At 68.5% G+C, this 13958-nt stretch carries 12 protein-coding genes; 9 read left to right on the top strand and 3 right to left on the bottom strand.

Annotated features, from left to right (window positions below; translation table 11 throughout):
* The first annotated feature begins 9 nt into the window (after positions 1–9).
* The 6 genes from IBL26_RS14350 to IBL26_RS14325 all read left to right on the top strand — a co-directional run bounded on the left by IBL26_RS14350 (position 10) and on the right by IBL26_RS14325 (position 7147).
* The gene (locus tag IBL26_RS14350; RefSeq protein WP_187785188.1) at positions 10–840 is read left to right on the top strand and encodes an ABC transporter substrate-binding protein; all 831 of its coding nucleotides are present in this window, start codon (positions 10–12) and stop codon (positions 838–840) included.
* On the top strand, positions 827–1714 hold the full coding sequence (locus tag IBL26_RS14345; protein WP_187785187.1) for a polysaccharide deacetylase family protein: 888 nt from the start codon (positions 827–829) through the stop codon (positions 1712–1714). Before IBL26_RS14350 ends, IBL26_RS14345 begins: the two co-directional genes overlap by 14 nt.
* 30 nt (positions 1715–1744) lie before the next feature.
* Positions 1745–2590: a transporter substrate-binding domain-containing protein gene (locus IBL26_RS14340; protein ID WP_187785186.1), complete on the top strand. Its 846-nt coding sequence runs from the start codon at positions 1745–1747 to the stop codon at positions 2588–2590.
* The gene (locus IBL26_RS14335; RefSeq protein WP_187785185.1) at positions 2587–3603 is read left to right on the top strand and encodes an NAD(P)H-quinone oxidoreductase; all 1017 of its coding nucleotides are present in this window, start codon (positions 2587–2589) and stop codon (positions 3601–3603) included. Before IBL26_RS14340 ends, IBL26_RS14335 begins: the two co-directional genes overlap by 4 nt.
* 191 nt (positions 3604–3794) lie before the next feature.
* A complete protein-coding gene (locus IBL26_RS14330; protein ID WP_187785184.1) occupies positions 3795–5378 on the top strand; it encodes an ABC transporter substrate-binding protein in 1584 nt (527 codons plus the stop codon).
* 386 nt (positions 5379–5764) lie between these two features.
* A complete protein-coding gene (locus tag IBL26_RS14325) occupies positions 5765–7147 on the top strand; it encodes an amidohydrolase family protein (protein ID WP_187785183.1) in 1383 nt (460 codons plus the stop codon).
* A gap of 223 nt (positions 7148–7370) precedes the next feature.
* On the opposite strand, the gene IBL26_RS14320 is transcribed toward IBL26_RS14325, so the two are convergent.
* Together IBL26_RS14320 and IBL26_RS14315 are read right to left on the bottom strand one after the other, a co-directional pair.
* Positions 7371–8957: an ABC transporter substrate-binding protein gene (locus tag IBL26_RS14320; protein ID WP_187785182.1), complete on the bottom strand. Its 1587-nt coding sequence runs from the start codon at positions 8955–8957 to the stop codon at positions 7371–7373.
* Between the two features lie 188 nt (positions 8958–9145).
* Positions 9146–10093 carry a LysR family transcriptional regulator gene (locus IBL26_RS14315; protein ID WP_187785181.1) on the bottom strand — a complete coding sequence of 316 codons (948 nt, stop codon included), beginning with the start codon at positions 10091–10093 and terminating at the stop codon, positions 9146–9148.
* Positions 10094–10309: 216 nt separating this feature from the next.
* Between IBL26_RS14315 and IBL26_RS14310 the strand changes: the two genes are divergently transcribed.
* Genes IBL26_RS14310 through IBL26_RS14300 form a run of 3 tightly spaced genes read left to right on the top strand, consistent with a single transcriptional unit; the run spans position 10310 to position 12860 of the window.
* The gene (locus IBL26_RS14310; RefSeq protein ID WP_187785180.1) at positions 10310–11770 is read left to right on the top strand and encodes an NAD(P)-binding domain-containing protein; all 1461 of its coding nucleotides are present in this window, start codon (positions 10310–10312) and stop codon (positions 11768–11770) included.
* A gap of 17 nt (positions 11771–11787) precedes the next feature.
* A complete protein-coding gene (locus tag IBL26_RS14305; protein ID WP_187785179.1) occupies positions 11788–12291 on the top strand; it encodes a CMD domain-containing protein in 504 nt (167 codons plus the stop codon).
* Positions 12288–12860, top strand: a complete 573-nt coding sequence (locus tag IBL26_RS14300; protein ID WP_187785178.1) for a peroxidase-related enzyme — start codon at positions 12288–12290, stop codon at positions 12858–12860. Before IBL26_RS14305 ends, IBL26_RS14300 begins: the two co-directional genes overlap by 4 nt.
* Positions 12861–13157: 297 nt before the next feature.
* On the opposite strand, the gene IBL26_RS14295 is transcribed toward IBL26_RS14300, so the two are convergent.
* Positions 13158–13919 (bottom strand): GntR family transcriptional regulator, encoded by a 762-nt coding sequence (locus tag IBL26_RS14295; RefSeq protein WP_206684232.1) that lies wholly within the window; start codon positions 13917–13919, stop codon positions 13158–13160.
* Positions 13920–13958 lie beyond the last annotated feature (39 nt).

Below are 13958 nucleotides of genomic sequence, written 5' to 3'. Positions count from 1 at the left end.
GACACGTCCATGAAGAAGACCATCGCCCTGGCCGCCGCATTGCTGGCCGGCACCGCCTCCCTACCCGTCGCCGCCGCCGAGCTGCCGTCGCGCATCACGTCGCGTGGCGCCATCATCGCCGCCGTGGTGCCGAACTACCCGCCGCTGGAACTGCGCGACCCCAAGACCAACGAGCTGACCGGCTTCGATATCGAGCTGGGCAACGCGCTGGCCGCCAAGCTGGGCGTGCGGATGCAGTGGCAGGAGACCAATTTCGAGCAGATGCTGACCTCCGTCCGCACCGGCCGCGTCGACATCGTCATGTCCGGCATGAGCGACCTGGCGAGCCGGCAGGAAACGGCGACCTTCATCGACTACCTCCGCAGCGGCTCGCAATTCTTCACCCAGGCCAGCCGCGCCGCCGAGTTCGCCACGCCGGAAGCCCTGTGCGGCAAGCGCGTCGGCGCCAGCCGCCGCACCTCGCTGCCGAACGACATCAAGGCGTTCAGCGATGCGGAATGCGTCGCCAAGGGCCGCCCGGCCATCGAATACGTGCCAACCGAAGGCTCCGCCGACGCCCGGACGCAGCTGCGCCAGGGCCGCATCGATGCCGCCATGCAGGGCGGCGAAACCCTCCCCTACATCATGGGCCTGGAGCCCAACACCTACGCACCGGTCGGCGAGCCGGTCCGCTTCACGCTGATGGGCATCGCCGTCGGCAAGGAAGAGGCCGGGCTGCAGCAGGCCCTGGCCGATGGCATGCGCGCGCTGATCGCCGACGGCACCTATGCCCGCCTGCTGGAGAAGTGGCAGCTGACGCCCTCCGCCATCCCGGAGGTGCAGATCAATGGCGGCCGCTGATTCTGCCGGGCTGAACGCCATTCCCCTGCTGCCCGCAAACCGGGCGCCGCTGGCGCCCGAGTACCTCTGGCCGGCAGGCAACAAGGCGGCGATGTTCCTCTCCTTCGACGTCGATGCCGAGACGGCCTGGACAGCGAAGGACCCTGCCCGCTACGGCGAGCTCGTCACCATGTCCTTCGGTGGCTACGAGGCACGCGTCGGCACCGCCAAGCTGCTGGAGATGCTGCGGCAGCAGGAGCTGAAGGCCACCTTCTTCATCACCGGCTGGTCGGTCGAGGCGCACCCCGCCATGTGCGAGGCGATCCTCAAGGACGGGCACGAGATCGGCCACCACGGCTTCCACCACGTCATGCCCATGCCGGGCGACCCGATGCTGGTGGAAGAGATAGACCGCGGCCTGGATTCGCTGAAGCGCCGCCTGGGCGTCTTGCCCAAGGGCTACCGCGCGCCCTCCGGCGAGTTCTGCGAGGAACTGCGCGTGCTGCTGAAGGCACGCGGGCTGACCTATACCTCCTCCTTCCGCGACGACGTGCGGCCATATCGCCACCTGCTGGCCGACAACACCCCCGGGCTGATCGAGCTGCCAGTGACGGCCAGCTACGACGACTGGCTGCTCGGCCTCTCCCAGCGCTACAGCCGTCACACGCTGCTGACGCGCGAGCAGGTGCTGTCGCTCTGGACCGACGAGCTGGCCGAGCTGCGGGACTGGGGCGCCATGGCCACCACCGTGCTGCACCCGCAATGCAGCGGCCGCCCGATGCGCCTGCGTCTGCTGCGCGAGTTCCTCGAACACGCCCGCGCTTACGGCGATGTCTGGATCACCACGGGTGAACAGATCGCCGCGCATTTCGCCGCCTGCGAAGCCGCAGGCTGAACCCGCTCAACTGAGAAGAAGGTAGGCTTCATGAAGACCGTGTTGTTCGCTGCCGGCATCGCCGCCCTGTCCGCCATGGCGCCTGCCTTCGCTAACGCCCAGACTCAGCCAGCGCCCCTGCCGGATGCTATCCGGCAGCAGGGCTTTGTCCGTGTGGGGGTGGAGACCACCTACCCGCCGATGTCCTACAAGGACCCGGCGACCAATGAACGCCGTGGCGTGAACACGGATCTGCTCGCCGCACTCTCCAAGGAGATGGGCATCGAGTTCCGCTACGAGGAAATGGCCTTCGCGCAGCTCATCCCCGCCGTCACCACCGGCCGGGTCGAGTTCAACGGTACCTCCATGACGGATACGCCGGCGCGGCGGGACCGCCTGACCTTCGTCAACTATGCCAGCACCGGCGCGCAGATCTTCACCACCGTGGCGCAGCAGCGCGGCGCCACCCAGGCCGCCGACTTCTGCGGCCGCAGCGTCTCCGCCCCCCGCACCACCAACTACCCGCGCCAGGTGGAGGAGTGGAGCAATGCCAACTGCGTCGCCGCCGGCAAGCCGCCCATCCGCGTGATCCCGAGCGAGGGCGCGACCGCCACCCGCACCGACCTGCGCCAGGGCCGGGCCGATGGCGCCGTGCTGGGCGCCGAGTTCGTCGTCTACCTGTCGCAGCAGGAACCGGGCACCTACGCCGCCGTCGGCACGCCGCTGACCCGCGGCCTGTTCGGCTTCTCCTTCGACAAGGCGCAGGCGCCCCTGCGTGACGCGGTTGCCGCTGGACTCACGCGGCTGATCGCCAACGGCACCTATGCGGAGATCCTGAAGAAGCATGGCCTGGAGCACCAGGCCCTGGCCACCGTCACGATCGACGCCGGCGAATGAGCCCGTCGCCCGCCGCCATGCGCGCCATCCTGTTCGACCGGACAGGCGGGCCGGAGGTGCTGCGCCTCGGCGAACAGCCGGTGCCGGTACCGGCGGCGGGCGAAGTGCTGATCCGCGTTGCCGCCACGGCGTTGAACCTGGCCGATGTGCGGCAGCGCCAGGGTGCCTACATCATGTCGTCCGGCCCGCGCGTCCTCGGGCTGGAATGCTCCGGCACCATCGCCGCCCTTGGCGATGGCGTCACGGACTGGGCGATCGGCCAGCGGGTCTGTGCGCTGCTCGGCAAGGGCGGCTATGCCGAATACGCCACGGCGCACCAATCCCAGTTGCTGGCGGTACCGGATGGCCTGGACCTCGCCGATGCCGCCGCGATGCCGGAAGCCGCCGCCACCATCTGGTCCAATGTCTTCGATCTCGGCGGGCTGCAGCCGGGCGGCATCCTGCTGGTGCATGGCGGGGCCGGTGGCATCGGCAGCCTGGCGCTGCAATTCGGCCGGGCGCTGGGCGCACGTGTCTTCTGCACCGCCAGCGCCACCCGCCGCGCATTCTGCGAATCCCTCGGCGCCGAGCGCAGCTTCGACTATCGCGACGAGACTGCCGCCGCTGCCTTCCTCGCCGCCACCAATGGCCATGGCGCCGATGTCATCCTGGACAATATGGGCGCCTCCCACCTTGCCCAGAACATCGAGTGCCTGGCGCTGGATGGCCGCATCATGTCCATCGGCCTGCAAGGCGGCCGGGTGGCAGAGATCAACCTGGCGGCACTGATGAAGAAGCGCGGCAGCCTGTGCTCCACCTCGCTCAGCGACCGCTCGCCCGCCGCCAAGGCGCGCATCATGGCCGGCGTGCGCAGGCTACTCTGGCCGCATGTGGCCAGCGGCGCCGTGCGCCCGGTCATCGACCGTTCCTTCGCCCTGGCCGATGCCGCCGAGGCGCATCGCGCCATGGAAGCCGGCGGCCGTGCCGGCAAGCTGCTGCTGCGCGTCGCATCCGCCACGCCCGGCCAATCCTGACCGTGTCATGCCAGCGCGCCCCGTCCACCCGCGTGGTCGCTCCGCGTGGCCGCCAGTGATCGTCACGCCCTAGGGCCAGTCCGCCGCCAGAAGATGCGGCGGCCTTGCCCCACACTTTGTCCGTTCGCGCGATCCCTGTCCCCGGTTGATGCAGCCGGCGACGATCGTGCTCCAGCCTGGAGAAGCTCCCTATGCTCCGTCGCTCCCTGTTGCAGGCCGCCGCAGCTGCGCCGCTGGCCGGCCTCGCCGCACCGCGTTCCGCCCGTGCCGCCTCCGCCACCACGCTGCGCTTCGTGCCGGTCATCGACCTCGCCTTCGTGGACCCGATCTATTCCACCGCGCAGGTGTCGCGGAACCACGGCTTCATGGTGTTCGACACGCTGTACGGCATGAACAGCAAGCTGGAAGCCACGCCGCAGATGGTCGAGGGCCATCGCGTTGAAGATGACGGCCGCCGCTGGGACCTGACGTTGCGCGAAGGCCTCACCTGGCACGATGGCGAGAAGGTCACGGCGCGCGACTGCGTCGCCTCCATCCGCCGCTGGTCGAAGCGCGACCCGTTCGGCGATGCGCTGATGGCCGCGACGGACGAGCTCTCCGCCCCTAACGATCGCACCATCCGCTTCCGCCTGAAGCGCCCCTTCCCGCTGCTGCCGCAGGCACTCGGCAAGGCCGCCGTGCCCGCCTGCTTCATGATGCCGGAGCGGCTGGCCAATACCGATCCGTTCAAGGTAATGCCAGAGGTGATCGGCAGCGGCCCGTTCCGCTTCGTGGCCAATGAGCGCGTGCCGGGTGCCCGCAACGTCTACCAGCGCTTCGAAGGCTACAAGCCGCGCGAGAACGGCGTCAGCGACTGGACCTCCGGCCCCAAGGTCGTGCACTACGACCGCGTCGAGTGGACCACGATGCCGGATGCCGCGACAGGCGCCGCCGCCCTGCAATCGGGCGAGCAGGACTGGCAGGAAACCACCCCGCATGACCTGCTGCCGCTGCTCCGCCGCAACCGCAACATTTCCGTCGATGTGCTGGACCCGCTGGGCTTTACCTGCCTGATGCGCGTCAACCATCTGCAGCCGCCCTTCAACAACCCCGCCATCCGCCGCGCGCTGCTCGGCGCCATCGACCAGCGGGACTTCATGACCGCGGTGGCCGGCGACGATGCCGAGTTCCAGCACACCCCCATCGGCTTCTTCTGCCCGAACACGCCGATGGCCAGTGATGTCGGCCTCGACATCTTCCGTGGCCCGCGCGATTTCGCCAAGGTGAAGCGCGACCTGGCCGCCGCCGGCTACAACGGCGAGAAGGTTGTGGTGCTGATCCCGGCGGACTCCCTGGCGCAGAAGCCGCTGGGCGACGTCGCCTTCGGCACGCTGCAGCAGGCCGGCATGAACGTCGAGTATGTCGGCATCGACTTCGGCTCCGTGCTGACGCGCCGCAATCGCAAGACCCCGGTGGAGGATGGTGGCTGGAGCGCCTTCGTCGCCAACTGGCAAGGCATGGACTGGCTGAACCCGGCGGCGCACCTGACCCTGCGTGGCAATGCCAGCTACCCCGGCTGGTCCGAAAGCCCGCGCACCGAGGCGCTGCGCCAGACATGGCTGGAAGCCACGACGGTGCAGGAGCAGCAGGCCATTTGCGCCGAGATCCAGCGCCTCTCGTTCGAGGAAGTGCCCTACTACCCGCTCGGCCAGTACAAGCAGCCGACCGCCTATCGCAAGGCCATCACCGGCATCGGCCGCGGCACCGCCACCTTCTGGAACGTGCGCCCGGCCTGAGGAAGATTGGGGAAGGAAGGCTGGGGAAGGAATTCCCCAGACCCCATCTTTTTTCTGGAGTTTTTTGGGTGTGGCTGAGGGGGCGTCTGGCTTTGTTAGCCTAGGCCGGGTTCGTGCCGCACGACTCTCTTAGAGAGGCTAGCAGTGAATTCTCCGCCTTTAAGGCCGAACCCAAATGATCAGAAAAAAGATGGGGTTCCAGGGGAATTCTTTCCCCTGGCCTTCCCTTTTCCTCTCGCGCGTATCGAAAGACCCCAGGCATGTCTGCCGCAGGCAGACAAAGCCGACATGCCCCGCCCTTTTGTTGAATGGCGTGATTCACATCTCAGGATGGCAAAACCTGCGAGGATCACGCCCTGGCCGCCGCAGGATAAAAGGAAACGACCATGACCGAGCCCGCGACCACTGCCATCTTCGGCTCCTACGTCCTCACCGAACGGGATGGGGAGCAGGTGGTGCTGCGTGACCACTGGGTGGTGACCAAGGGGCGGCACATCGCCGCCATCACCACGGAGCGGCCGCGGGCCGATATCGTGCTGGACCAGCCGGGCCGCTTCGTGCTGCCCGGCCTGATGAACCTGCACAACCATTGCTTCAGCGAGGCCGTCGCCCGCACCCACACGGAAGACGGTGCCGGCCGCAAGAACAACGAGAGCATCGTCTACACGGTGCTGCTGCCGCTGACCAAGCGGGGCATCGACATCCTCTCGCGCGAGGAGCGGCTGGCCATCGCGCGGATGGGCATCCTGCAATTGTTGAAGGGCGGCGCCACCACGGTGATGGAGCCCTTCCGCAACGGCATCCCCGAGATGTTCGACGCGGCGCTGGAAATGGGCCTGCGCTTCTACGGCGCGCCCTACCTGTTCTCCACCGCCGACGCGAAGGCCGATGCTTCCGGCCGGGTCATCTACAGGGGCGATGACGGCGCCGCCGACTTGGAAGCCTGGAACCGCATCCACGCCACCTGGGAAGGCCGCGACAACGGCCGCATCCGCGTGGCGATGAGCCCGCACGCCACCGACACCTGCGGCCCCGACCTGCTGCGCGCCGCCGCCGCCCGCGCGCGGGAAGTCGGCGCACCGATCACCATCCACCTGGCGCAGAGCCAGGGCGAGGTGAAGACCATCGCCGAGCGCTACGAAGGCCGTACCCCGGCCGAGTATCTGGACTGGCTCGGCGTCCTCGGCCCCGACGTGCTGGCCGCCCATTGCATCGACTGCACGCCGGATGACCTGAGGCTGATGGCGGCGCGCGGCGCCACGGTGCTGAACTGCCCGCGCGTCTTCGCCCGCGCCGGCAAGACCGCCTCCTTCGCCTATTTCGCCGAGCACGGCGTCCGCACCGTCGTCGGCACCGACGGCTACAACATGGATCTGGTGGGCGAGGTCAATGCCGCCGCCATCATCTCCAAGGTCAGCACCGGCGATGCCGAGGTCGCGACCGCGCCGCAGCTCCTGGCCGCCATCACCCGCGATGCGGCGGCGGCCATCGGGCGGGAAGATCTCGGCGTCATCCGCCCCGGCGCGGCAGCGGATTTGACGGTGATGGACATGACCCACCCGCACATGCAGCCGTTGCACGACCCGCGCCGAGCCCTGGTCTGGCTCGGCCATCGCGGCAACCTGGATGCGCTGATGGTCGATGGCCGGCTGCTGCTGCGCGGCGGCCGCTACCTGGCTGGCGACGAGGCCGCCATCACCGCCGCCGGCACCGCCGCCATCCAGAAGATCTGGGACCTGCCGGAGGCACGCGCTGCGTTCGAGAGCTGAGCAAGGGGAAGCAAGGCCGGGGAAGGAATTCCCCGGACCCCATCTTTTCTTTTTGAATTTCAGGTGTCCTGGCGGCCGAGGCGCACCGCCAACGCGCAGAAAAAAGAAGGGGTCCTGGGGGAATTCCTTCCCCCAGCCTTCCCTTACTTACCCACAGATTCCGGGGACAGAGCTGTGAACACCCCTGTGGACGATCTGTGACCGTTCCATTCCCCGGTGCGGCTCAGCCCGCCCGCGTCACCATCGTCGCCGTGGTGCGGTCGCTGGTCAGCGGCGTCACTGTCAGGCCGCGCTTCGCCGCCCACAAATTCTGGTAGTGGAACAGCGGGATGATGCCCGCATCCTCCGCCACCACCCGCGCCGCCGATTGCAGAATGGCCTCTCGCTTACCGTCGTCGAAGGCGCCCATCGCATCCTCCAGCGCCTGGTCCACGGCTGGATTCTTGTAGCGGCCCCAGTTGGAGACGCCGCGCCCCTGCTTCGGGTCCACGCTGCCCAACACGTTGATCAGCGCATAGCTCCCCTCGCCCGTGCCGTTGCCCCAGGCCAGCGTGGTCATGGCGTATTCGCCGGTCTTCACCTGGGCGGAATAGACCGACCACGGCACCGCCTCCACCTGCGTGCGGACGCCGATGCGCGCCCACATCTGCGCGATGGCCTGCGCCGTCTGCGGGCCCAGCACGTAGCGGTCGTTGGGCAGGTGGATGGTCAACTGGAAGCCGTTGGGGAAGCCGGCCTCGGCCAGCAGCGCCTTGGCCTGGTCAGGCTGGAAGGCAGGCGGCTTGACGGTGGGGTCGTAGCCGAAGCTGCCCTCGGGCATCCACTGGCCGGTGGAGGTGGCGGTGCCCAGCAGCAGCCGGTCGCACAGCGCATCGCGGTTGATGGCGATGGAGAGCGCCCGGCGCACCCGCACGTCCAGGAACGGATTGCGGGAAAGCGGCTGCCCGTCATGGGACAGTGTGTAGCGGCTGGGGGTCTCGGAGAAGCTCGGCTGCAGCAACAGCATGCGCAGCCCGGGATAGGCGAAGACCTTCACGTCCTCCCGCGCCCGCAGTTGCGCGAGGTCGGAGACCGAGACCTTGTCGATCACGTCCACGTCGCCGGCCAGCAGCGCCGCGGTGCGGGTAGCGGCGTTGGGGATGTAGCGGTAGTCCACATCTTCCCACACCGGCTGGCCGGCCCAGTAATCCGGCCGCGCTTTCATGATGACGCGATCCCCCGGCGTGTAGGACACCAGCCGGTAAGGCCCGGTACCGATCAACGCCTTGCCGCTGTTGAAATCGGCGCTGGTCGCGCCCTCCGTCCCATGCCGGCTGACGATGTGCACCGAGGCCAGGTTCAGCGGCAGCAGAGGGTTGGCTTCCTTGGTGGTGATGCGCAGCAGATGCGGCCCGGCGGCCTCGGTCTTCTCCACCGTCCGCAGGTAGCCGGCGAAGCTGGCGGTGCTGCCCTGCACATCCGGCGCCCGGCCGTAGGAGAACACGACGTCATCGGCAGTGAAGGGCTTGGCGTCGGACCAGGTGACGCCTTCGCGCAGGGTGAATTCCCACACGCGGTCATCCACCGCGCGCCAGGCGGTGGCCAGGCCAGGCTTCAGGCCGTCCGCCCGGTTCTCGATCAGCAGGTCGAAGAAGTGCAGGTCCACCGAGCGGTCGCCGGCGAAGTTGTTCAGCTGCGGGTCGAGCGAGGAGACCGGGTCGCCAAAGCCGATGGTCAGCTTGCGCGCGGCGGCCCCCTGGGCGTGCGAAGGGCAGATGGCGGGCAGCAGGCCCAGTCCGGCAAGGGCGGGCAGGATGTCACGACGCTTCATGGCAGCTTGTCCTTCAGGGGAGCGGCGCACCAGCCAAGAATGTCAGGCGCCGCAGGCTCCATCATGCAGAATTCGCAATATGAACGCATCACTATGACATAATGGCAAGCGCAATCCGCAGATCTGCGGGGAAACTTCGGGGAATTCCCCGCGCTCCGCGCCAGGTCCGATACGTCCTGCCTAAACGGTCAGCGCGGCCCCACCGCGTCCTCCTCCACCCCTAGTGACCGCAGGCCGCGAATGGTGGCGGCCGATACGACCGCGATCTCCGCCATCAGGCTGCGGATGGCCGCCGGCACAGGGCGGCCCATGGCGGTGACCATGCCCCAGGCGAACGGGATATCCGCATCCACGGGCCGGTACACCACGCCTTCCAGCGGGAAGCTGGCTGGCGTCACCGGCTCAATCAACGCAACGCCCAGCCCGGCCCGCACCGCCCCCATGGCGGCCAGCGAGGTGTTGGCGTCGATCACCGCCTGCGGTGCCACGCCCGCCTCCCGCAACGCATCGTCCACCCGGCGGCGCAGCCGGTAGGGGTTGCCGGTGGCGATCAGGCGGCGGCCCGTCAGTTGGCGCAGCTGCACCACGCCCTCCGCCGCCAGCGGGTCGTCCTGGCGCAGCACCGCCACGCAGGGCGCCTCCGCCGACCAATGCAGCGTCAGCTCGGGGCTGCTGACCGGCAGGCTGGAGACACCCAGATCCGCCGTGCGCGCCGCCACCGACTGTGCCAGCTGCTCGGCCGAGGCGCTGCGCAGATGCACCTGGCGCGGCATCTCGCCCTCCGCCAGCCGTGCCAGGGCCTGTGGCAGGATACCGACCGCCAGCGCCGCGATGGCCACCACCTCGATCGCCGGGCGCTCGTCGCGCCCGATGGCCTCCGCGCGGTCCCGCAGGTGGCGCAGGCCGACCAGATGGCGCTCCACTTCGACATGGAACAGCACGCCGCGCTCGGTCGGCGTGATGCGCGGGCCGTTCCGGTGCAGCAGCTTGTAGCCCAGCTCGGCCTCCAGCTCCTGGATCAGCCGCGTGACGGCGGATTGGGAGCGGTCCAGCATCTGCGCCGCCTCGGTGATGGTGCCGGCGGCGATGACCGCCGCGAAGGCCTCGATCTGGCGCAGGTTCAGGGAACGGGGCATCCATCCATCCATGTCGGGGGTGGGCAGAATGTCATGCGCGCGGCCTGCCGCCTACGCCCGGCGGGACGACGCGGCCGCACTACCCGCCCCGTGCCTGGCAAGCCTGCGATACCTGGCTGGCAGGCCTGACCATGCGACCCGAATGATATTGCATATTATTGATGATGGTGATTTCATCATGCAGTTATATCATAGTAAGCCGCAAGGAGGCCCCCGGTGCTGCAAGACCGCCGCGACCCGATCGGCCTGGACGCCCTGGAAGCCCGCCTGCGCCAGGACCTGGAATGGCTGGAACTCCCCGGCAAGCCCTGGGTGCCCCGCCGCGAAGCCAACGGTCAGACAGTGGTCGACGTCGTCATCCTCGGCGCCGGCATGTGCGGGCTGGCCGCCGCGGCCTCCCTGCGGCTGCTAGGCATCGATAACCTGCGGGTGCTGGACCGTGCCCCCGCCGGCCAGGAAGGCCCCTGGCTGACCTATGCCCGCATGGAAACCCTGCGCTCTCCCAAGACCCTGGCCGGCCCGGCGCTGGGCCTGCCGGCGCTGACCTTCCGTGCCTGGTTCGAGGCCCGCTTCGGCCAGGCCGCGTGGGAAAGCCTGGGCAAGATCCCCCGCGCCCAATGGATGGAGTACCTCGTCTGGTACCGCCAGGTCATGGGCATCACCGTGGAGAACGGCGTCACCGCCAGCAACCTCGTCCCCGCCAGCGACGACCTGATCGCCGTCCAGACCGACAATGCCGGCAGCCTGCTGGCACGGCATGTGGTGCTGGCCACCGGGCGGGACGGGCTGGGCGGCGCCTTCGTCCCGGCCATGGCCGCCGGCATCGACCGGCGTTTCTGGGCCCATTCCCGCGATGCCATCGACTTCGCCGCCCTGGCCGGCAAGCGCGTCGGCGTCGTCGGCGCCGGTGCCTCGGCCATGGACAACGCCGCCTCGGCGCTGGAAGCCGGTGCCGCCAGCCTGGACCTGTTCGTCCGCCGCACCACGCTGCCGCGCGTCAACAAGTTCACCGGCATCGCCAGCGCCGGCGTGGTGCATGGCTTCGAGGCCTTGCCGGACGCGTGGAAGTGGCGCTTCCTGCACCACGTATTCGGCGAGCAGACGCCGCCACCCCGCGACAGCACCCTGCGCGTCTCCCGCCACAAGCAGGCGCGCCTGCATCTCGGCAGTCCGGTGCAGGCGTTGCGGGAGCAGGACGACGCCCTCGTCGTCACCACGCCGCAGGGCGAGCATGTCCTGGACTTTTTGGTCTTCGGCACTGGCTTCCAGGTCGACCTTTCGCTGCGGCCGGAACTGGCGACCGTCGGCCCGCATATCCGCTTCTGGCGGGACCGCTTCACGCCAGACGCCGGGCAGGAACAGCCGGAGCTGGCGGCCTCACCGGACCTCGCACCTGACTTCGCCTTCCAGGAAAAGCAGCCCGGCCTGTGCCCGGCCCTCTCCCGCATCCACTGCTTCAACTATCCATCGACGCTGAGCCACGGCAAGCTGACCGGCGACATCCCCGCCGTCAGCGCCGGCGCAAGGCGCCTGGCGGAGGGTATCGCCCGCCGGCTGTTCGTGGCCGACAGCGCATTGCACTTCGCCCGCCTGCAGGCCTTCGACACGCCCGAATTACAGGGCGACGAATGGCCTGCCACGCCCGCCCCCGCTACGTCTGACCAGAACGCCGCCTGAGGGAGGAGATTGCCGCCATGGCCGATACCGAAGACCTCGCCGAACGCCTGCTGGGCATCGCCCCCGACTCACCCCTGGCGGTGCTGCGGACGGAACGCGCCAGCATCCGCCAGCACAGCGAAGGCGCCTACCGGGAGCTGGTGCTGCCCGCCGAGCCCGGCGGCGTCAGCCTGGCCGAACGGGCAGCCCTCGCCCTGCGCGTCGCGTTGATCGAGCGCCACGAAGGCCTTGCCGCGCATTTCCGCGCGTTGCTGCAGCAGCATGGCGATGCCGCCTTGCTGGCGGCGGCGCAGCACTTCCCCGCCCCCGCCGGCGCGGACCGTACAGCCCTGCTGTTGCGCTACGCGGACATGGTGGCAGTGCAACCCGAATGCTGCGGCCAGGAGGATATCGACGCCCTGGCCGCACAGGGCCTCTCGCCGCAGGATATCGTCGCGGTGACGCAGCTGATCGCCTTCGTACCCTACCAGACCCGGCTACTCGCCGGCTTGCGCGCCCTGCAGGAGGAAGCCTCTTCATGAGCCACTTCACCATGGAGACTGTCGGCTGGGAGCCGCGTATCCCCCCCGTCGATGCCGAGACCGCCACGCCACAGCAACTGGCGGCGCTCGAAGCCTGCCCGCCGGCGCAGCGCCGCTCCACCTACTTCCTCACTCTCGCCAACGATCCCGGCTCGCTCGGCGAACGCGGCGCGCTGTTCAACGCGGTGATGTACGCACCCCGCGGCCTACCGCGCGCGGAGCGCGAACTGGCAACCGCCGCCGTTTCCATCGTCAATGGCTGCATCTACTGCACATCCGTCCACGCCCGCCGCTTCGCCGAGCTGACGAAGGAACCGGAGGTGATGCAGCGCCTGCTGGACGAAGGCTTCAGCACCGAACTCTCGCCACGCCGCCGCGCCATCGTCGAATTCTCCGCCAAGCTGACAGCGACACCAGGCGAACTGTCCGGTCCCGATCTGAAGCCACTGCGCGAAGCAGGGCTGACCGATCTGGAAGTGCTGGACCTGATCCACTCCATCGCCATGTTCGCTAACGCCAACCGGCTGATGCAATCGCTCGGCAAGTCTGTACCGCCGCCCTCGGAGTGAGGGCTTTCTTTGTTGGGGTGGACATGAATGGAAGACGGGAGAAGGCTGGGGAAAGAATTCCCCAGACCCCTTCTTTTTTCTGCAAGTTTGGCGAAGCGCTTCAGGACTGAGAGCCAGCGCTGCTTGATGATATTTAAAATGGGCCACGCGGGCTGAACCCTCAGTCGCCGGAGGTCCAAGACCTCCGGCGCACCCAGCCTCATCTCAAGCCCAACCTTTCAACGGCCACGCCCGAAAACTCGAAAAAAGAAGATGGGGTCCGGGGAATTCGTTCCCCGGCCTTCCCTTCAACAATCCTCAGCGCAACTCGTTCAGGTAGCAAAGCCCTTCCGTCACCACCCGGTGCTGGCTGGCGATGATGGGTGCGCCGGCCTGGTCGTAGGCGGTTTCCTGGATGGCCAGCAGCGCGGCCGGGCCTTCCAGTTGCAGCAGGGTCAGGTCTTCTTCCGTCGCCAGGCTGGCCGTCACGCTTTCCCGCACGGCGGAGACGCGGATGCCGTAGCGGTCCACCAGGAAGCGGTACAACAGCGGCGGCGGCACTTCGGGGAAGTCGGGCAGCCGCGCTGCGGGCAGCATCATCCATTCATGCATCACCGGTCGGCCTTTGACGTGGCGCAGGCGGTGCAGGCGCAGCATGCCGGCATCGGCATCCGGGAACAGCGCGATCTCGGCCAGGGTGGGCGCCTCCCGGCGGAGCGCCAGCACCTCCGTCTCGGAATGCAGCAGGCCGCCATCGGCGCCGTGCAGGCGGAAATACTGGAAGAAGTTGCGCAGGTTGTGCATCGGCACCCGGCCGGTGACGACGGTGCCGGTCTTGCGCCGCCGCATCAGCTGGCCGTCGCTGACCAGGTCCGCCAGCGCCCGGCGCACCGTGCCCACAGCCACGCCGAAATGCGCCGCAAGCGCCACCTCCCCCGGCAGCACCGCGCCGGGCGGCCAGGTGCCCACCAGGATACCGTCCAGGATCAGCTGCTTCACGTGCTCGTAGAGCGGCAGCGGCAGCCCTCCCTGCTGGCCAGGCGGCGTCATCGTCGGGAGATCGCTCTTGACAGGAGGCATGCTTCGTCCGCTCAATTATGTATAGAATATAGAAATCCA

This window comes from Teichococcus aerophilus (assembly GCF_014490485.1).
GTDB classification, from domain to species: Bacteria; Pseudomonadota; Alphaproteobacteria; order Acetobacterales; family Acetobacteraceae; genus Pseudoroseomonas; species Pseudoroseomonas aerophila.
The sequence above is the reverse complement of the archived record's forward strand: the minus strand, read 5'-3'. Positions and strand labels throughout refer to the sequence as shown.

Coding starts and splice junctions, on each gene's coding strand:
- IBL26_RS14320 (WP_187785182.1), bottom strand. CDS start 8,957: ATGAAGCGTCGTGACATCCTGCCCGCCCTTGCCGGACTGGGCCTGCTG.
- IBL26_RS14335 (WP_187785185.1), top strand. CDS start 2,587: ATGAGCCCGTCGCCCGCCGCCATGCGCGCCATCCTGTTCGACCGGACA.
- IBL26_RS14350 (WP_187785188.1), top strand. CDS start 10: ATGAAGAAGACCATCGCCCTGGCCGCCGCATTGCTGGCCGGCACCGCC.
- IBL26_RS14305 (WP_187785179.1), top strand. CDS start 11,788: ATGGCCGATACCGAAGACCTCGCCGAACGCCTGCTGGGCATCGCCCCC.
- IBL26_RS14340 (WP_187785186.1), top strand. CDS start 1,745: ATGAAGACCGTGTTGTTCGCTGCCGGCATCGCCGCCCTGTCCGCCATG.
- IBL26_RS14295 (WP_206684232.1), bottom strand. CDS start 13,919: ATGCCTCCTGTCAAGAGCGATCTCCCGACGATGACGCCGCCTGGCCAG.
- IBL26_RS14300 (WP_187785178.1), top strand. CDS start 12,288: ATGAGCCACTTCACCATGGAGACTGTCGGCTGGGAGCCGCGTATCCCC.
- IBL26_RS14315 (WP_187785181.1), bottom strand. CDS start 10,093: ATGCCCCGTTCCCTGAACCTGCGCCAGATCGAGGCCTTCGCGGCGGTC.
- IBL26_RS14325 (WP_187785183.1), top strand. CDS start 5,765: ATGACCGAGCCCGCGACCACTGCCATCTTCGGCTCCTACGTCCTCACC.
- IBL26_RS14345 (WP_187785187.1), top strand. CDS start 827: ATGGCGGCCGCTGATTCTGCCGGGCTGAACGCCATTCCCCTGCTGCCC.
- IBL26_RS14330 (WP_187785184.1), top strand. CDS start 3,795: ATGCTCCGTCGCTCCCTGTTGCAGGCCGCCGCAGCTGCGCCGCTGGCC.